General features: G+C 66.7%; 15 protein-coding genes. 3 read left to right on the top strand and 12 right to left on the bottom strand.

What is annotated here, in order from left to right; genetic code table 11:
• Nucleotides 1-57: 57 nt before the first annotated feature.
• From ACTRWB_RS03875 to ACTRWB_RS03850, 6 genes are all read right to left on the bottom strand, one after another.
• Nucleotides 58-1,425, bottom strand: coding sequence for an acetate kinase (locus tag ACTRWB_RS03875; protein ID WP_446900994.1), 1,368 nt, complete (start codon nt 1,423-1,425; stop codon nt 58-60).
• A gap of 437 nt (nt 1,426-1,862) precedes the next feature.
• The gene (locus ACTRWB_RS03870; RefSeq protein ID WP_446900993.1) at nt 1,863-3,530 is read right to left on the bottom strand and encodes a GMC family oxidoreductase; all 1,668 of its coding nucleotides are present in this window, start codon (nt 3,528-3,530) and stop codon (nt 1,863-1,865) included.
• A gap of 17 nt (nt 3,531-3,547) precedes the next feature.
• Nucleotides 3,548-4,765, bottom strand: a complete 1,218-nt coding sequence (locus ACTRWB_RS03865; RefSeq protein ID WP_419688038.1) for a mandelate racemase/muconate lactonizing enzyme family protein — start codon at nt 4,763-4,765, stop codon at nt 3,548-3,550.
• Nucleotides 4,762-6,084 carry an MFS transporter gene (locus ACTRWB_RS03860; protein ID WP_446900992.1) on the bottom strand — a complete coding sequence of 441 codons (1,323 nt, stop codon included), beginning with the start codon at nt 6,082-6,084 and terminating at the stop codon, nt 4,762-4,764. The genes ACTRWB_RS03865 and ACTRWB_RS03860 overlap by 4 nt, the downstream gene beginning before the upstream one ends.
• A gap of 129 nt (nt 6,085-6,213) precedes the next feature.
• A complete protein-coding gene (gene aldA / locus ACTRWB_RS03855; RefSeq protein ID WP_446900991.1) occupies nt 6,214-7,638 on the bottom strand; it encodes an aldehyde dehydrogenase in 1,425 nt (474 codons plus the stop codon).
• A 304-nt stretch (nt 7,639-7,942) separates the two neighbouring features.
• Complete coding sequence (locus ACTRWB_RS03850) at nt 7,943-8,881, bottom strand: LysR substrate-binding domain-containing protein (RefSeq protein ID WP_111938505.1); 939 nt, start codon at nt 8,879-8,881, stop codon at nt 7,943-7,945.
• A 198-nt stretch (nt 8,882-9,079) separates the two neighbouring features.
• On the opposite strand from ACTRWB_RS03850, the gene ACTRWB_RS03845 reads away from it, so the two are divergent.
• Nucleotides 9,080-9,955 (top strand): LysR substrate-binding domain-containing protein, encoded by an 876-nt coding sequence (locus ACTRWB_RS03845; protein ID WP_446900990.1) that lies wholly within the window; start codon nt 9,080-9,082, stop codon nt 9,953-9,955.
• A 174-nt stretch (nt 9,956-10,129) separates the two neighbouring features.
• Here ACTRWB_RS03845 and ACTRWB_RS03840 read toward each other — a convergent pair whose 3' ends face one another.
• Both ACTRWB_RS03840 and ACTRWB_RS03835 read right to left on the bottom strand, forming a co-directional pair.
• The gene (locus tag ACTRWB_RS03840) at nt 10,130-10,492 is read right to left on the bottom strand and encodes a hypothetical protein (RefSeq protein ID WP_423382233.1); all 363 of its coding nucleotides are present in this window, start codon (nt 10,490-10,492) and stop codon (nt 10,130-10,132) included.
• Nucleotides 10,489-11,403, bottom strand: coding sequence for a hypothetical protein (locus ACTRWB_RS03835; RefSeq protein ID WP_446900989.1), 915 nt, complete (start codon nt 11,401-11,403; stop codon nt 10,489-10,491). Before ACTRWB_RS03835 ends, ACTRWB_RS03840 begins: the two co-directional genes overlap by 4 nt.
• Nucleotides 11,404-11,578: 175 nt before the next feature.
• On the opposite strand from ACTRWB_RS03835, the gene ACTRWB_RS03830 reads away from it, so the two are divergent.
• Nucleotides 11,579-11,836 (top strand): type II toxin-antitoxin system ParD family antitoxin, encoded by a 258-nt coding sequence (locus ACTRWB_RS03830; RefSeq protein ID WP_446900988.1) that lies wholly within the window; start codon nt 11,579-11,581, stop codon nt 11,834-11,836.
• The gene (locus tag ACTRWB_RS03825) at nt 11,833-12,132 is read left to right on the top strand and encodes a type II toxin-antitoxin system RelE/ParE family toxin (protein ID WP_164462844.1); all 300 of its coding nucleotides are present in this window, start codon (nt 11,833-11,835) and stop codon (nt 12,130-12,132) included. The genes ACTRWB_RS03830 and ACTRWB_RS03825 overlap by 4 nt, the downstream gene beginning before the upstream one ends.
• Before the next feature lie 188 nt (nt 12,133-12,320).
• Here ACTRWB_RS03825 and ACTRWB_RS03820 read toward each other — a convergent pair whose 3' ends face one another.
• The 4 genes from ACTRWB_RS03820 to fae all read right to left on the bottom strand — a co-directional run bounded on the left by ACTRWB_RS03820 (nt 12,321) and on the right by fae (nt 16,877).
• A complete protein-coding gene (locus ACTRWB_RS03820; RefSeq protein WP_343490928.1) occupies nt 12,321-13,694 on the bottom strand; it encodes an MFS transporter in 1,374 nt (457 codons plus the stop codon).
• A 121-nt stretch (nt 13,695-13,815) separates the two neighbouring features.
• Nucleotides 13,816-15,267, bottom strand: a complete 1,452-nt coding sequence (locus ACTRWB_RS03815) for an NAD-dependent succinate-semialdehyde dehydrogenase (protein WP_446900987.1) — start codon at nt 15,265-15,267, stop codon at nt 13,816-13,818.
• A gap of 22 nt (nt 15,268-15,289) precedes the next feature.
• Nucleotides 15,290-16,312 (bottom strand): aldo/keto reductase, encoded by a 1,023-nt coding sequence (locus ACTRWB_RS03810; RefSeq protein WP_446900986.1) that lies wholly within the window; start codon nt 16,310-16,312, stop codon nt 15,290-15,292.
• Between the two features lie 40 nt (nt 16,313-16,352).
• Nucleotides 16,353-16,877 carry a formaldehyde-activating enzyme gene (gene fae, locus ACTRWB_RS03805; protein WP_011356415.1) on the bottom strand — a complete coding sequence of 175 codons (525 nt, stop codon included), beginning with the start codon at nt 16,875-16,877 and terminating at the stop codon, nt 16,353-16,355.
• Between the last annotated feature and the right edge of the window lie 268 nt (nt 16,878-17,145).

The raw sequence follows: 17,145 nt of genomic DNA, 5'->3' as shown, positions 1-17,145 counted from the left end.
GCGACCGATGAATGGCTGATAAGCGGGCAGCGGCCCGCCGTCGGCGCCGTCCGGCGATCAGAACGCAATCGGCACGCGTAGCGTCATGACCACGTCCGGCGTGTCGCGCGTGAGACCGGCGCCGATCGAAAGATTCAGCGTGGTCTTCGGCGACAGCCGGTACGAGTAACCGACGAGCAACGTGCCGAGTATCACGCGCACCGAGCTGGGGACCGTCTGGCCGTTCTGTTTCGTGGGCAGCACGATACTCTGGTCGTAGCCGAGGCTCACCGACGCTTTCTCGTTCAGCGCGAGGCCCATGCCGATATTGAAACCCCAGATGTCGCCGGGCTGCACCTTGCCGACGAAGTCCTTCTGGCCATCGAGAATCGTGAGGCTGAGATTGTCGCGGCTGAAGCTGTGCAGATAGCTCACGTTGCCGAAGAACACCACCGGGTCGGACGGAAAGAGCCACGTGAGGCCCGGCTGGATCGCGTAGAAGCCGGAGCCCGTCGGTTGCTCGAGCGGCAGGCCGGTGCCGGTCGCATTGCCGACGCAGCGCGTGACGCAGTCGGTGACGACGTCGAACGGGCTCTTGCCGGTGGCCGTCTTGAAGCGCAGCCAGCCGATGTAATAGAACTTGTCGGGGCCGCCGGTATTGAACTGGTAGCGCAGCGTCATTTCGACGTCGCCGAGGCCCTTGCCGTGGCTGTTGAACGCGTTGTCCTGGGCCGTACCGGTGAAGATCTCGCGGCTGATCGTGTCGTTTGTCGAGTACACATAGGGGATACGGACTTCGACTTCCATCCGGTTGGTGATCCCGTAGCGCACCGCGACCGCAGCCGTCAGCGTGGTGGTCTTGACTTCCCGCACGTCGACCAGGCCGATCAGCAGCGCCGGGATGATCGTGTAGCCGACGAGTGCGACGCGGTCCGACGACGAATAGCTGAACTGAAGCGATGGCTCGACGACGAACTTGTGCTTCGGCGTCAGCACGCCGGGCTGATCGAAGATCGGCGCGACGGGTGGCGGCGCGGTGTCCGGCACCGGCGCCTGGCCGACCGGCTGGCTTGGCGGCGCGGCGGACCCGGCCGCGGATTGCACGTTGCCGGGGGCATTGCCTGCCGTGCCGCCCGGGGCGCCGGTATCGGGCTGCGGCGCTGCGTCGCCGGAGCCGCCGGCGTCCCCGGGGCCCGTGCCGCGCCGGGCCGCGAGTTCCCGGTTGTCCAGCGCCCGGCTCAGGCGCGAGAGACTGGCTTCCTCGTTGGCCAGCCTGCGCTTGAGCGCGTTCAGTTCCTGCTGATGGTGATCGACTTCCTGGCGCAGTGCGGAAATGTTCTCCTGCGTCGACTGGGCGTCCAGCGACTGGGCCTGCGTTTCGGCCTGAAAGAGCAGCACGCTTGCATAGCTGATGGCTTGGATGCAGCGAAATGGCATGCGCTTCACGGTGCGCCTCCACGATCGGGCCCGCGGTTCTCTCCCCGGTGCACGCCGACGGCAGGCCGCGCGCGCGTTGCCCCGGATCGCTTCGCTTCGCGTCACGTCACGCGAGCGCTGAACGCGCGTCACATCGCACGCGAGCCAAAGGATCTCTCCGGCCGCATCGATGTGCGTGATCGAACGCAATGAAACTTCGGCAGCGAGGCCGCGCGCCGACACTGGTTTGTCGTGTGCACAACGTCCCCACGACGTCACGTCCCGCCGGCCGAACGACACGGCGACACCTGTTTCGCGGGGACTTCCGTCAAACCGAATGCACGTTTCGAGCCTGTGCGCACGGGCCGAGCGGCATGTTCATGGGGGTGTTTTCCCGTGTACCGGCGGGCATTGTTCCGACCAGACGATGCACGGGGCCGGCCGACGTCGCCGGAGACGCGGTCGCGTCAGTGCGGGACGGATTCGCGGGTGGGCATCCGCGTGCCGGCGGTTTCCGCGCGTTGTGCATCCGCCAGGATCAGATCCGCGCCTTTCTCCGCGACCATCATCGTCGGCGCGTTGATGTTGCCCGACGTGATGTTCGGGAACACCGACGCATCGACGATCCGCAGCGCCTGCAGCCCGTGCACGCGCAGCGATGCATCGACAACCGACGTCGCCGCATCGGGCCCCATCGCGCACGATCCGCACAGGTGGTAGATCGAACCCGATTGTTCGCGGAAATACTGCAGCATCGCTTCGTCGGAGTCGACCTGCGGCCCCGGCGAGATTTCCTCGACGGTCATCGACTTCAGCGCCGGCGCGCGCATCAGCGCACGGATCACCTTGCTGCCCTGCACGGCTTCGTCGAGATCCTTCTGCGTGGTGAGCGCGTTGATGCGGATCTTCGCGGCGTCTTCCGCGCGGTTCGACGCGATCTCGATCGTGCCGCGGCTGGTCGGCCGGCACGGGTTGAACGCGATCAGGAAACCCGAATACGGCTCGGGCTTGATGCTCGCGCGGTCGCTCTTCGGAATCCGGTACGACAGCGGGTTGAAGTAAAGCTGGATGTTCGGCTCCTGCGTGTCGGCCGTGCCGCGGAAGAAACCGCCGGCCTGGTTCACGCTCATCGCGAGCGGGCCGCGCTTCGTCAGCAGGTAGCGCAGCCCGATCTTCATCTTGCCGAGCAGCGTGCCCATCTCGTCGTTCAGCGTCGGCCGGTTTGCCTTGAAGTAGAAGCTCACGCACAGGTGGTCCTGCAGGTTGCGGCCGACCGCCGGCAACGCATGCACGAGCGGCACGCGCTCGCGCGCGAGCAGCGCCGGATCGCCGACGCCCGACAATTGCAGCAGCTTCGGCGTATCGACCGCGCCGGCCGCGAGGATCACCTCGCGCGCGGCGACGAGCGTTTCGTCGCCGTGCTCGCCCGCGACGACCACGCCGGTCGCGCGCGTGCCGTCGAACGTCACGCGCCGCACGAGCACACCCGAGCGCAGCGTGAGGTTCGCACGGCCCAGCGCGGGCCGCAGGTACGCGAAGCTGCTCGAACAGCGTTCGCCGTTCTTCGTGTTCAGGTCGTAGATGCCCGCGCCTTCGAACTGCGCGCCGTTGAAATCGTCGGTGCGCGGCAGGTTCAGCTGCGCGCAGCCGTTCAGGAACTCGTGGACGATCGGATGCACGTCGGCCTTCATCGACGTGATGTGGATCGGCCCCGTTGCGCCGTGATGCTGCGGATCGGTCGCGCCGGCCGCGTGGGTTTCGAGCTTGCGGAAGTACGGCAGCACGTCGTCGTACGCCCAGCCCGGATTGCCGGCATGGGCCCAGTCGTCGTAGTCGCTGCGCTGGCCGCGCACGTAGACCATCGCGTTGATCGAGCCCGACCCGCCGACCACCTTGCCGCGCGGGCAGTACAGCTTGCGATCGGCGAGCTGCGCTTCGGGCTCGCTGTAATACATCCAGTTGTAGCGGCGGTTGTAGTAGGTCTTCGTGAAACCGACCGGCACCTTGAACCAGAACGACGCGTCGCGCTCGCCCGCTTCGAGCAGCAGCACCGAATGCCGGCCCGATTCGCTGAGGCGGTTCGCGAGAATGCAGCCGGCCGAGCCCGCGCCGACGATGATGTAGTCGTAAGTCATGGTCGCGTTGTTCCTGGTCAGCCCTTCGCGGGGGCGAGATCCTTCACGTCGACGGGTTTGTCGCCCATCTGCAGGTGCAGCCGTTCGCCGGTGTAGGGCGTGTGCCGCTTCACGACGTCCATGTCGAGCTCGATGCCGAGGCCCGGCTCGTTCGACGGGATGATGTAGCCGTCTTCCCAGCGGATCGGCGTCTTCACGACCTCCGAATGGAACCCGCCCCACGTCATGATGCTTTCCTGGATCAGGAAGTTCGGCGTGCAGGTCGCGAGCTGGATGCTCGCGGCCGCGCCCACCGGCCCGTTGTACAGGTGCGGCGCGATCTGCGCGTAGTGCACTTCCGCGAGCGTCGCGATCTTCTTCGCTTCGAGCAGGCCGCCCACGCGCGCGACGTTCAACTGCAGGATCGACGCGCCGCCCGCCTGCAGCAGCTTGTGGAATTCGTACTTGGTCGTCAGGCGCTCGCCGGTCGCGATCGGAATCGACGTGTGTTTCGCGACTGCGGCGATCGCTTCTTCCTGGCCCGGCGGCACGGGTTCCTCGAACCACAGCGGATCGTATTTTTCGAGCCGCTTCGCGAGCCGGATCGCCGACGACGGCACCATCTGCCCGTGCGTGCCGAACAGCAGGTCGGCCTTGCTGCCGACCGCTTCACGCACGCGACGGCAGAACAGCTCGCAACGGTCGAGCACTTCGAGCGACAGCTGGTGGCCCGAATACGCCGTGTACGGGCCGGCCGGATCGAACTTGACGGCCGTGAAGCCGAGCTTCACGTTCTCGGCCGCGCATTCGGCCGCGAGGTCGGGATCGTCGTAGTCGTATTCGCCTTTCGCGTTCTTCGGGTACAGGTACGTGTACGAGCGCAGCCGTTCGTGGATCCTGCCGCCGAGCAGTTCGTACACGGGCTTGCCGGCGGCCTTGCCGATGATGTCCCAGCACGCCATCTCGAGGCCGCTGACGACGCCCATCATCGTGAGGTCGGGCCGCTGCGTGAAGCCGCTCGAATAGGTCTGGCGGAACAGCCGCTCGACGTGGTGCGGATCGTGGTTCAGCAGGTAGCGGTCGAACACGTCGTCGATGATCGGGCCCATCGCCTTCGGATGGAACGTCGCCGAGTAGATCTCGCCGACGCCTTCGATGCCGTCGTCGGTCTTCAGCTTCACGAAGATCCAGTACATCCCGCCGATATGCGGCGGCGGCACGGCGACGATGTGGGTTTCGAGCGAAACGATCTTCATGCGGACTCCTTGAGGCGGTTGAGGCGGTATTTGAGGAACGCGGCGGCACCCGCGCCGCAGAGCGCGATGGCCGCGATATAGCCGAAATAGAGCTGGTAGCCGTGCGCGCCCGGGTAGGTCTGCGTCACGTAGCCGTTGATCAGCGGCACGAACACGTCGGGCGAATAACCGAGCACCGAGATCAGGCCGATCGCGAGGCCCGCGCAATGCGTGGGCACCTTGCAGTCGTCGAGCAGCGACCAGTACAGGCCGCGGATCGCATAGGTGAGGATGCCGATGAACAGCACGAGCACGACGAGCATCGCCTGCGGGCTGTGCGGCGGCGCGGCGATCAGCCCGACGAGCGACAGCGCGGCGAGCACGAGTGCCCAGAACAGCACGGACACCTTCGATACGCGGTCGCCGAGGAAGCCGCCGCCGATGCCGCCGACGGGACGCATCCACAGCTTGAGCGTCGTGATGAAACCGGCCGCCGTCGCGCTAAGCCCGAAATTGCCTTCGTGCAGGTACGCGGAGAAGCTGTAGGTCGCCCAGAACACCTGATAGCCGCAGAACACGATCGCCGCGACGAGCCACAGCTCGGGAATCGCCGCGAGTGTCTTCAAGTCGGTCAGCACGCTGCCTTTGCGGCGCTCGGTGGCCGCCGCGCGATCGTTCGCGCGGGACGGATCCTTCACCAGCGCAAGCAGCACGCCGAGCGCGATGCAGAAGAACGCATACAGGTGCACGACGAGCTTGAAGCCGGCCGCATCGGTGCCGCCGCGCGCTTGCGTCACGTACGCGAACAGCGTGATCGCGATCGTCGCGAGCAGCGCCTCGACGAGCCCGCGGCCGCCGTCGAGCAGCCCGAAGAAGCGGCCCTGTTCGTCGGGGCCCGCGATCATGTTCACGCGCTTGATCACGGCCGCCCAGAACGTGAGGCCGGTGGTCAGCCCCCAGCCGCCAAAGATCAGCACGAGCAGGTTGAACGACGGCCCGGTCGCGTAGACGAGCCCGAGCGCGCCCGTCGCCAGCAGCGAGAAGCAGATCAGCCAGCGCGGCGACAGGCGGTCGGCGAGCCAGCCGCTCGGCAGGTAGCTGACGAGAAAGATCGTGCCGAGCGACGAATACAGGTAGCCGAGCTGCACGTCGTCGATACGGAAGAACTGCAGCATCGTCGGCTGATACACCTGCCGCAGGTACAGCATCGGGTAGATCGCGCCTGCGGCGATCACGAGCAGCAGCAGTTGCAGGTAGCGTTGCGCGCGCGAGTCGGGCGACGCGTGCGTTTTGTCGTGCAACGCGAGCGACGCGGCGGGCGTCGACGGTTGGGTCGGCATGATGTCTTCCTCCATCAGACTTCCTTCAGGCGGAGTCTGCAGATTTGTTTTGTGTTCGATCGGATCAGGGGCGGCGCGCGCGGCGTGGTGTCGGGATGCGCGCGCCGGAAACGGAGCGTCGGTGCGGCGTCAGTACTTCATGACGACGAGGCGCGTCTGCGTGAATTCGAGCATTCCGTGCTTGCCGTCGTCGCCGCCGAGGCCCGAGCGCTTCCAGCCGGCGTGGAAGCCCTGGTACGGATCGGCCGGCGTGCGGTTCACGTACAGCTCGCCCGCCTCGATCGCGTTCGCGACGGTCATCGCGGTGCGGTATTGCTCGGTGTAGAGCACCGACGACAGCCCGAACTGGTGGTCGTTCGCGAAGCCGATGGCCTCGTCGATCGTCGAGTAGCGCAGCACGGGCATGATCGGGCCGAAGGTTTCCTCCTGCACGATCTCCATGTCCTGCCGGCAGTTCGTCAGCAGCGTGGCCGGGTAGAAGAAGCCGGGGCCGTCGGGGATCGCGCCGCCGGTTTCGAGCGTCGCGCCTGCCGCGATCGCGCGTTCGACCATCCCGTGGATGTGCGCGCGTGCCGATGCGCTGACGAGCGGGCCCATGTTCGACGGATCGGCCGCGCGGTTGCCGCTGCGTACGGCGCCCATCTTTTCCTTCAGCAGCGCGACGAAGCGGTCGTGCACGCTGTCGTGCACGTACACGCGTTCGATGGCCGTGCACAGCTGGCCGCAGTGGGTCGTCTTCGATGCGACGAGCGCGGCGGCCGCGCGTTCGAGGTCGGCGTCGGGCTCGATGATCGCGGGCGTCTTGCCGCCGAGTTCGAGCGACGGTTTCGCAATGTTCGCCTTGCAGTAGTCGAGCACCTTGCGGCCGGCGTTCACGCTGCCCGTCAGCGTGATCATCCCGACCGCCGGATGCGTGCACAGCGCCTCGGCCGTCGCGTGGTCCATCGTCAGGATGTTGATGACGCCGGGCGGGAAGCCCGCATCGTCGGCGGCCTTCGCGATCTCGAACGCGGACACCGGCGTGTGGTTGCTCGGGCGCACGACCACCGTGTTGCCGGCGATCAGCGCGGGCGCGATCTTGCGCAGCAGCGTGTAGACGGGATAGTTGAACGGGATCAGGCACGCGACGACGCCGATCGGCTCGCGCTGCAGGAACAGGTTCTCGTCGGGCGTGTCGCTCGGGATGATCTCGCCCTCGATCCGGCGTGCCCACTCGGCGTGGTAGCGCGTGATCTGGCCGGCGTAGACGGCTTCGTTCGACGCGTCCTCGACGCTCTTGCCGGATTCCTGCGCGAGCGCCGCGCCGATCTCCGGCGCGCGGGCGGTCAGCGCGTCGGCGAAGCGGTGCAGGTAGGTGGCGCGCTCGGCGCTCGGCAGCTTGCGCCACGCCTTCTGCGCGGCGGCCGCGGCATCGACGGCGGCGAGCGCGTCGGCCGGCGTCGCGGCCGGCACGCGCGCGAACGGCGCTTCGGTGGCGGGATTGTGGACGACGATGAACGCGTCGTTTTCCGGGACGGCGAAACGGCCGTTCACATAGTTGCGTTCGGTGCGCATGAAGTGACTCCTCCGATGGATGCGGGCGGATCGCTTCGAGTGGCGACACGCGCGTAACGGGATAGAGGCCATTCTCTTCATGCGTTTAGCGCACGACAAACGACTTATTTTCGCGCCGAGCATGAGAAAAACGCACGTTACTTGGCGAATCGGCCGGAATCGCCCGTCCGGCAAGGCGGGTATGGCGGTGGCGGGATGCGGCGCGGGCGGTGGTCAGGCCGCGTTTTCCGACTGGTCCGAATGCGGGCGGGCGCGGAAGGCGCTAAGGTGTCGCCCGCGGGCGCCGGCCGGGGCGGAGCGTGTGCTAGGCCAGCGGCACCTGCGGCAGCGGCGACGACGGTTCGAGGTGGCGCTTCGCGAGCCACACTTCCTGCTGCAGCCAGTCGCGAAACTGCACGATGTGGGGCAGGTTCGTCTGCTCGGGCCGCGTGACGAACCAGTATGACTGGTGGCCGTCGACGTGGACGTTGAGCACCTGCATCAGTTGCCCGGTCGCGAGTTCGCGCGCGACCATGTGGCGGTCGGCGATCGTGATCCCGAGGCCGTCGATCGCAGCGCGGATCGCATGGTCGAGCAGGTCGAATTCGTAGCCGCCGCGCGTGTCGACGTCGGTGATGCCGGCTGCCTTCAGCCAGTGTTGCCAGGTCAGGTAGCGCTGGTCGTCGGTCGCGAGCACGTGCAGCAGCGTGAAGCGGTTCAGGTCGATCGGCGCGCCGTCCTGGCGCAGCCGCGCATACAGCGCGGGCGCGCAGACGGCGATATGCTGCTCCTGCATCAGCAGCGCGTTGTCGAAGCCGTCCCATTCGCCGTCGCCGAAGCGGATCGCGCAGTCGAGCACGCGCGATTCGCCGAGGCTGTCGTGAATGCGGGTCGTGAGGCTCAGTTCGAATTCGGGATGCGCATCGCGCAGCCGGCCGAGACGCGGCATCAGCCAGCGCGCGGCGAAGGTCGGCGGCACGTTCGCGCGCAGGCGGTTCAGGTGGGTTTTTTCCTGCAGGCTGCGCACGGTCAGCTCGATCTTGTCGAACGACTGCTGCAGCGCGCGCAGCAGCACGCGGCCGGCTGCCGTCAGTTCGAGCTGGTGATGGCGGCGCTCGAGCAGGGTTTCGCCGAGCTGGCCTTCGAGCTGGCGGACCTGGCGGCTCACCGCGCTCTGCGTGACGTTGAGCAGTTCGGCCGCGCGCGTGAAGCTGCCGGTGCGGCCGGCCATCTCGAAGGCTTTCAGCGCATTCAGCGCCGGCATCTTGCGTCTCACGGGGCGGTGTCGTGTCGGGTGCGGGATGGTTATTGTAGGCGGGACGGGGCGACGCGTGATGCAGTGGCGGGCCGGGCCTCGGGGTTTTCACGGTGTGACGGCCGGCGCGCTTTTCTGCGATAAAGCTGCCCGCACGATGGCCGGCGGTGCCGGCCGGCAACAGAACGAACGAGAGGAACACACATCATGCGACGCCTGCCATCGTTGATCGCGCTGCGATTTTTCGAGGAGACCGCGCGTCACCTGAGCTTCAATCGCGCGGCGGTCTCGCTGTGCGTGACGCAGGGCGCGGTGAGCCGGCAGATCCGGCTGCTCGAGGAAGCGCTCGGCGCGCGCCTGTTCGAGCGCGATCACAAGGGTGTGCGCCTGACCGATGCCGGCCAGCGGTTGCTGCCGTTCATCGGGCAGGCGTTCGACACGATCGAGCGAGGCGTCGGCGAAGTTGCCGCCGCGCGGCCGGGCGCGAAGCGGCGCCTGACGGTGTCGCTGCCGCCGACGTTTGCCACGCAGTGGTTTTCGCCGCGACTCGGCACGCTCGCGGAGGCGCTGCCCGACGTCGAGCTGTCGATCCGCACCGAGCCGGCCGACGATTGTCATTGCCACATCCGCTTCGGGCGCGCGGCGCGGCCCGGGATGCAATCGGAACTGCTGATGATGGAGCGGCATGCGCTCGTCGGCGCACCGCGTTATCGCGGCGATGCGCTCGACGTGTTGCTCGGCCGGCTGCCGTCGCTGCATGTGCTGCACGAGGGCAAGCGCCTGACGCTGTGGGCCGACTGGTGCGAGCAGGCGGGTGTGCCGGTGGCGCGGATCGGCGACGGCATCGAGTTCTCGACGCTCGAACAGGCGATCCGCGCGGCGCGCAAGGGCGCGGGGCTTGCCGTGGTCGACCTGAACATGATCGAGGAGGAGATCGGCGAAGGCAGCCTCGTGCGGCTGTCGCCGGTGCAGCCGATCGGGCCGTTCGGCTATTGGCTCGATGTCGAGCCGGAGAGCGTCGCGGTCGAGCATGTGATCGCGTTTGCCGCGTGGTTGCGGGAGCAGGCGGTGAGGCGGGGGTAGGGGTGGACGTTGACGATGAGACGTGGCTGACCAGGTCGTGGAAACAGTCGGATCAGTCTGCGCTTGTCTTGCCGTGCTTCCGGTCGCTGTATCTGTCAACGATCGTTACTGAGAGTGGAGATCGGCACGATCGCCAACGACTCGAGGCATACGCTTTCTTTCCATCGTTGCCGATTACGAGTCGGGATCCAGCCCGAAATGCATGAGCGTTTCGCGGCGGGCCATGGCTTCTGCTTCGGCGTCCGTGAAGATCGGCAACTGACACTTCAATGGATCGATGCGCCCCACGTTGAAGACGGCTCGCTGCGGCGGAGATGCGGCTGCGGCGGCTGCAGCCGCCGCTCGTGCGTCGTGCTCGACGGCGGACTTGCGCATGACGCGTGCCAGGCTGTGATGGAGTTCGCGCGTGACGAACGTGTCAAGGAGTCGGCGGGCTTCCGAGAGGCGAACGGGACGATGCTCGCTCATCGGGCGGCCACGCGTCGCTGCGGGCCGCGTAATCCGGAATCCGGTGATAGGCGTGTGCTTTGCGGTCATTCGTAAATCTCCTTTTCAATCAAGTATTCCTGCAACGTCTGCATGGACTTGCCGTGCGGTGTAACGTCGAAAGTCATCCAGCGATGTGATCCCGCTACGCGCCAGAAATCTCGCCCGAATCGCGTTGAGTAGAGCGCACGCAGCGTCCGTAGCGATCCGTCGGCCAGACCGGCCGGGTTCTCCTGGAAATACTGAAACAGTGCCGCTTCGTCGCCGTGCGGGGCGGGAATGGGTGCATCGAAGCCGAATCGCGGCCACGCGTAATAGCCAAACAGTCGGCGCCCGCCAGGCTTCGGTGCGACCTTGCGCCCGCCCGCCGCAAGTGTGCGGATCTGGGCGATCCCCAACGTATCGCATGCCCGAACGATTCGCCATAACATCACCGCGCCGAGTCCGGCGATCGCATGATCGACGAGATCGATTGTCCTGAGTTCGAGTGCGGATACGTCCGATTTTCGAACGACGGATACGCGATTCTCGGATCGGATCAACGCAGGGTGCGTGACGCTCAACGTCAACCTGTCCGCGCTGTCGAGATACGCTTGAATTTCCGATCCGGCCGGCGCTCCGCACAACGAAACGAGCAATTCGTCCGAAACGTCGCCGTCCACGCCTAGCAACGCAGCGATATCCAGATCGTTTCGATCGATCGCGAGCCGATCGTCGAAATACGTCGTCTCGTACGGCAGGACATGACTGAGATCGACACGCTGGGCGGGCATGGCTGCGGGCGCTGAGTGGAAAGCACCGAGCATATCGCCGCGCATCCGGTTCGCAGAGTCCGCCGAACGGCCAGTTCGAACACGCGGACGCAGGTGACGCGCGAGCCCGGCAGCGGTCTCGGCGAAGACGACGGCATCCGATGGATAGACCTTCAGGCCGGGTTGTGGCGTGACGATGCCTTCAATCATGATCGGCGTTCGCACCGGGAGAGCCCTGCAAGGCGACCTGAAAGCAGGCGAGAACAGGATGCGCGATTGGCGGCGTCTGCATTCGTGCCGATTCGACTGGAGTTCATTTCCTTGATAACTGTTGATAACCAGGTTACCCTTCATGCATCGAATTCAATCCCGTCGGGAGGTCGACATGATCAGTGCGGAACTGGGCCAGCAACTGGAGGCTTATGTCGCGAAGCTGGTCGAATCGGGGCGCTACGGGTCCAAGAGCGAGGTGCTTCGCGAAGGCGTGCGCCTGATTCAGGATCGCGAGGCGCAACTGAATGCGCTGGACGCGGTGATCGCGCGCAGCCTGGCCGATGCGGAAGCAGGACGCGGCGCCGATGCTCGGGAAGTATTCGATCGCCTCGAAGCGAAGTATCGGGCACAGGCGAATCGTCAGGCATGACCGTCCGCCTGTCGGACTTCGCGATTGCCGAACTCGAAGCGATTGCGGATTACATCGCACGTGACAATCCGCAACGAGCCGTGACCTTCGTGCGGGAGATTCGCGACAAGTGTCTGGGCCTTGCCGGGATGCCGCTGGCGTTTCCGCTGGTGCCGCGCTTCGAGCGTCACGGTGTGCGACACCGCGTGTACGGCAACTACCAGATCTTCTATCGGGTCGTCGGCGATCCGCCGACGCGGATCGATATTCTTCACATCCTGCACGGCGCGCGCGATTACGCGTCGATTCTCTTCTGAGCGATTACACGCATCGCGTATTGTCGGGAAGGTAGAAAAACGGCCGGCTAGAATGCACGAACCCGGCCTCGGCCGGGTTCGTTCGAATCACAATCCGCATTCCGCATTACCGCCGCACATAAGCGGCGTGTCGATGCGAAAGCGCTTGTGCACATCGCCACAGGCAGGCACGACGCCTGCCTCCATCGTCAATGCCCCGACGCCTCCTCGAGCGTCAGATGCTTCGTCTCCGGCGCCCACGCGATCGACACGATCATCCCGACCAGCAGCACGCCCGCCAGCGCGAACATCGTCGCGTGAAAACCGAGCGTCGCGATGCCGACCGGCAGCAGGAACGTGCCGATCGCCGAACCGAGCCTGCTGCACGCGATCGCCAGGCCAACGCCGCACGCGCGCACTTCGGTCGGGAAGCATTCGGGCGGAAACACGCCGACGAGGTTGCTGAATGCCGACATCGTCAGCGTGAAGATCGCGAACGCGACGATCATCGCGATGGCCGCCGACGACGGCAGCACCGCCAGCGCGACGAGCGACGCGCACGTCACCGCGAACGACCCGATCAGGAAGCCGCGCCGCGACAGCCGGATCGTCAGCCAGATGCCGATCAGCGCGCCCAGCACGAGGAAGCCGTTCAGCAGCAGATCCGCGCCGAAGCCTTCGGCGAGGCCGATGGTCTTCAGGATCGTCGGCAGGAACGTGTAGATCGCGAAATACGGAATCACAAGGCACACGAAGAACGCGCAGTTGAAGATCGTCCGGCGGATCAGGTCGCGCTGGAACAGCCGGCCAAAGCCCGCATTCGCATGCGGCTCGGCCGAGCCGTCGAGCATCACGTGCGGCCCGAAATGCTTCGCGACGATCGCGCGCGCCTCCTTCACGCGGCCCTTGCCGAGCAGCCAGCGCGGCGATTCGGGCGTGCCGATCCGCAGCACCAGCACGATCAACGCGGGCAACGCGGCCGACGCGAGCAGCCAGCGCCATGCGTCGGGCGCGGCGTCGCTGTACGCGAGGCCGAGCACGTTCGCGGCGACATAACCGATCGTCCAGATCACGCTGAACGAACCGAGCAGCGCGCCGCGATGCTTGCGCGGCGAGAACTCGGCGAGGATCGCGTGGCCGACCGTGAAGTCGCCGCCCATCCCGAAGCCGATCAGCACGCGCAGCAAGCACAGCTCGAGCGGCGAGCTCACGAAGAACTGCGCGAACGCGGCCGCGGTGATGATCACGAAGCTCGTCAGGAAGATCTTCTGCCGGCCCATCCGGTCGGACAGCCAGCCGAACACGAGGCTGCCGAAGAAGATGCCGATCAGCGCCGAGCTGCCGATCATCCCCATCCAGAACGCGTCGATCGGCATCTGCTTGCCGAGCGCGGCGAGTGCGTAGCCGATCGTGCCGAGCGTGTAGCCCTCGGTGAAGTGCGCGCCGAACGTCAGGCCGGCGATCTTCACGTGGAAACGGTTGAGCGGTACGTCGTCGAGTGCGATGGGGCGGTGCGGCGCATCGGCGCCGCGCGACAGCGGCAGCGCGCGGGCGGTGCCGGATTGAACGTTGGCTTGGGTCAAGCTGCCTCCGGATTTGTCATGCATGCGGCGCGCGGGCGTCGGACGACGCCGCGAAACCGTGCGAGGCGCCGCGCGGCCAGGCGGCGCGCGGCGCGGATCGACCGCGGAGAGCGGTCGGGGGTCAGCGGCCGAGGCCGGCCATCAGCGTGTACTTGAGTTCCACGTATTCGTCGAGGCCGTACTTCGAGCCTTCGCGGCCGAGCCCCGATTGCTTGACGCCGCCGAACGGCGCGACTTCGGTCGAGATGATCCCGTCATTGACGCCGACCATCCCGCTTTCCAGTGCACCCGACACGCGCCACGCGCGGCCGAGGTCGCGCGTGTAGAAATACGCGGACAGCCCGAACGGCGTGTCGTTGGCCGCGGCGACGGCTTCGTCCTCGGTCGTGAAGCGGAAGCAGCCTGCGACCGGGCCGAAGGTTTCCTCTTCGGCGATCAGCATGCCGGCCGTCATGCCGGTCAGCACGGTCGGCTCGTAGAAGGTGCCGCCGAGCGCGTGGCGCTTGCCGCCGGTGAGCACGTTCGCGCCCTTCGCGGTGGCATCGGCGACGTGCCGCTCGACCTTGCCGAGCGCCGCTTCGTTGATCAGCGGCCCCTGGTCGACGTCGCCCGCGAGCGCGTTGCCGACGCGCAGCTTGCGCACGGCGTCCGCAAGCTTGCGCGTGAAGGCGTCGTACACGCCGTCCTGCACGAGGAAGCGGTTCACGCACACGCAGGTCTGGCCCGTGTTGCGGAACTTCGACGCGATCGCGCCTTCGACCGCCGCATCGAGATCGGCATCGTCGAACACGATGAACGGTGCGTTGCCGCCGAGTTCGAGCGACAGCTTCTTCAGCGTGTCGGCCGACTGCTTCGCGAGCAGCTTGCCGACCCGCGTCGAGCCCGTGAACGACAGCTTGCGCACGACGGTCGAGCTCGTCAGCGTCTCGCCGATCGCGACCGCGTCGCCCGACACGACGTTGAACACGCCGGCCGGTACGCCCGCGCGCTCGGCGAGCACCGCGAGCGCGAACGCCGACAGCGGCGTTTCCTCGGACGGCTTCAGCACCATCGTGCAGCCGGACGCGAGCGCGGGGCCGGCCTTGCGCGTGATCATCGCGAGCGGGAAATTCCACGGCGTGATCGCCGCGACGACGCCGATCGGCTCGCGCGTGACGACGATCTGCGTGTTCGGCTTCGGGCTCGGGATCACGTCGCCGTACATGCGCTTCGCTTCTTCCGCGAACCATTCGAGAAAGCTCGCCGCGTAGGCGACTTCGCCGCGCGCTTCCGCAAGCGGCTTGCCCTGTTCGCGCGTCAGCAGCTCGGCGAGCGCGTCGCGGTGTTCGAGCATCAGCTCGCCCCAGCGCTTCACGCGGGCGCCGCGCTCCTTCGCGGTCAGCGCGCGCCACGCGGGAAACGCGTGCGCGGCCGCGTCGATCGCGCGCTGCGTGTCGTCGGCGCCGCCTTTCGCGACCTTCGCGATCGTCTCGCCGGTCGCGGGATTCAGCACCGGATAGGTCGCGTCGCTCGCGCCATGCGATTCGTGCCATTCACCGCCGATGTAATGGCCGGTTCTCAGAAATTCGCTCATCGTGTGTCGTTCCCTCAGTGCTTCAGTCTGCCGCGAAACTGCCCTGCGCCGGACGCGACTCGCGCGCGATGCGCTTGCCGGCCGTGTAGTCGTTGATCAGGTCGCACGGCGTGTAGTTGCGTTCCAGTTCGTGCAGCTCTTCTTCGGTCAACCGCGTTTCGAGCGCGCCGAGTGCGCTGTCGAACTGCTCGACGGAATCCGCGCCGACCAGCATGCTCGCGATGCCGGGCCGGCTCAGCACCCACGCCTGCGCGATCTGCGCGGGCGGCACGCCGCGCCGCTTCGCAACCTTCGCGACCGATTCGGCGATCGCGAGCGACGACGCGTCGCCGTACATCTGCGCGGTGAAGAAGTCGGTCTGGTTGCGCGTCGATTGCGGCTCGCAGGTCAGCAGGCCGCGCGCGAGCGGGCTGAACACCGACACGCCGACGCCCTGGTCGATGCAGTACGGCACCATCTCGCGCTCTTCCTCGCGATACGCGAGGTTCAGCTGCAGCTGCATGTTGATCGGCTTGTCCCAGCCGTTGCGCTCGCACGCCTGCATGATCTTCGCGAACTGCCACGTGTACATCGTCGATACGCCGATGTAGCGCGCCTTGCCTGCGCGCACGATGTCGTGCAGCGCGCTCATGGTTTCCTCGACGGGCGTGTTCACGTCGAAGAAGTGCAGCATGAAGATGTCGACGTAATCCATCCCGAGGCGCTTCAGCGACCCGTCGATGCCGTCGAGCACGTGCTTGCGCGAATGACCGCCCGCGTTCGGGTAGCTGCCCATGTCGTAGCCGACCTTGGTCGTCACGACGAGCTCCTCGCGGCGCGCGTTGCGCTTCAGGATGCGGCCGACCACTTCCTCGCCGACGCCGGTCGAATAGAAATCCGCGAGATCGATGAAGTTGACGCCGGCATCGAGCGCGCGGCGCACGATCGGCTCGCTCTGCGCTTCGTCGAAGATCCACGGCTTCCACTCGGGCGTGCCCATGTTCATCGTGCCGAGACACAGGCGGGACACCTTCAGGCCGGACTGGCCAAGGCGGACGTATTCCATGCTTCCTCCTGGTGCGGCCTGGCCGGCCGCGCGTTGTCTGTCAGTTCTTTTTCGGTGTGTAGAACGGGTTCGACACGTCGCGCGCGGCGGCGAACACGGCGTCGCGATGCGGCAGCCCTTCCATCGCGGCGACGATCGCGTTGCGGCACGCGCGGTAGTTGTTCTCGAACACGGCGTCGAGATCGTCGGTCTGCGGGTTCACCCAGTTCGCCGACACGACGACCCAGTCGTTCTCCGCTTCGGGCGGCAGCGTGCCGTTCTCGAGCGCTTCGGCCACGGCCTTCGCGATGCCGGCCTGCGACGCGCCCCACGTGGCGTTGCCGTGGAAGTCGCTGGCGATCTGCGCCTTGTTCACGTACAGCGTGAGCGGCTTGGTCGGCACGCCCGGCTGCGCGATCACGACGAACGGCGCATGGCCGGCCGACGGCGTCGCGAGCGCGGTCGCGAATGCCTGCCCGGCCGGGCCGTTGCGCGGGCCGACCAGCACGTTGATGTGCGCGAGGTTGACGCCGGGGCCTTCGAAGCCTTCGCCGATGTAGAGCTGCCTGGGTTGGGATGCGGTCATTGCGGTGTCTCGTCGATAAGGTTGGTGTGAGGCGATTGTGGTGGGCCGCGGAGCGGCCGGTGAATCGATGTTTTCTGATCGAGGTATGAGTTTTCGTCGTCTCCGGGAAAGCCCTTGGCCCAGCGCGCAAACGCCCGCCGGGCGGGCCGCGGCCGCCGTCGTGACGGCTGGCGGAACGGCATCGGCGGGTGGACGTTCGCGTCCCGGCTCCGGGTTTGTCATACCCGGGCAGGGGTTGGAGGGCCGAGCGCATCTGGACAACAATCGG

This window comes from Burkholderia sp. YIM B11467, from assembly GCF_052952715.1.
Note: the sequence above shows the minus strand (reverse complement) of the source record. Positions and strands in the feature narration are given on the sequence as shown.

Excerpts from the sequence above, each read along its gene's own strand:
- ACTRWB_RS03870 (WP_446900993.1), bottom strand. The coding sequence starts at position 3,530 with ATGACTTACGACTACATCATCGTCGGCGCGGGCTCGGCCGGCTGCATT.
- ACTRWB_RS03865 (WP_419688038.1), bottom strand. The coding sequence starts at position 4,765 with ATGAAGATCGTTTCGCTCGAAACCCACATCGTCGCCGTGCCGCCGCCG.
- ACTRWB_RS03860 (WP_446900992.1), bottom strand. The coding sequence starts at position 6,084 with ATGCCGACCCAACCGTCGACGCCCGCCGCGTCGCTCGCGTTGCACGAC.
- aldA (WP_446900991.1), bottom strand. The coding sequence starts at position 7,638 with ATGCGCACCGAACGCAACTATGTGAACGGCCGTTTCGCCGTCCCGGAA.
- ACTRWB_RS03850 (WP_111938505.1), bottom strand. The coding sequence starts at position 8,881 with ATGCCGGCGCTGAATGCGCTGAAAGCCTTCGAGATGGCCGGCCGCACC.
- ACTRWB_RS03845 (WP_446900990.1), top strand. The coding sequence starts at position 9,080 with ATGCGACGCCTGCCATCGTTGATCGCGCTGCGATTTTTCGAGGAGACC.
- ACTRWB_RS03840 (WP_423382233.1), bottom strand. The coding sequence starts at position 10,492 with ATGACCGCAAAGCACACGCCTATCACCGGATTCCGGATTACGCGGCCC.
- ACTRWB_RS03835 (WP_446900989.1), bottom strand. The coding sequence starts at position 11,403 with ATGATTGAAGGCATCGTCACGCCACAACCCGGCCTGAAGGTCTATCCA.
- ACTRWB_RS03830 (WP_446900988.1), top strand. The coding sequence starts at position 11,579 with ATGATCAGTGCGGAACTGGGCCAGCAACTGGAGGCTTATGTCGCGAAG.
- ACTRWB_RS03825 (WP_164462844.1), top strand. The coding sequence starts at position 11,833 with ATGACCGTCCGCCTGTCGGACTTCGCGATTGCCGAACTCGAAGCGATT.
- ACTRWB_RS03815 (WP_446900987.1), bottom strand. The coding sequence starts at position 15,267 with ATGAGCGAATTTCTGAGAACCGGCCATTACATCGGCGGTGAATGGCAC.
- ACTRWB_RS03810 (WP_446900986.1), bottom strand. The coding sequence starts at position 16,312 with ATGGAATACGTCCGCCTTGGCCAGTCCGGCCTGAAGGTGTCCCGCCTG.
- fae (WP_011356415.1), bottom strand. The coding sequence starts at position 16,877 with ATGACCGCATCCCAACCCAGGCAGCTCTACATCGGCGAAGGCTTCGAA.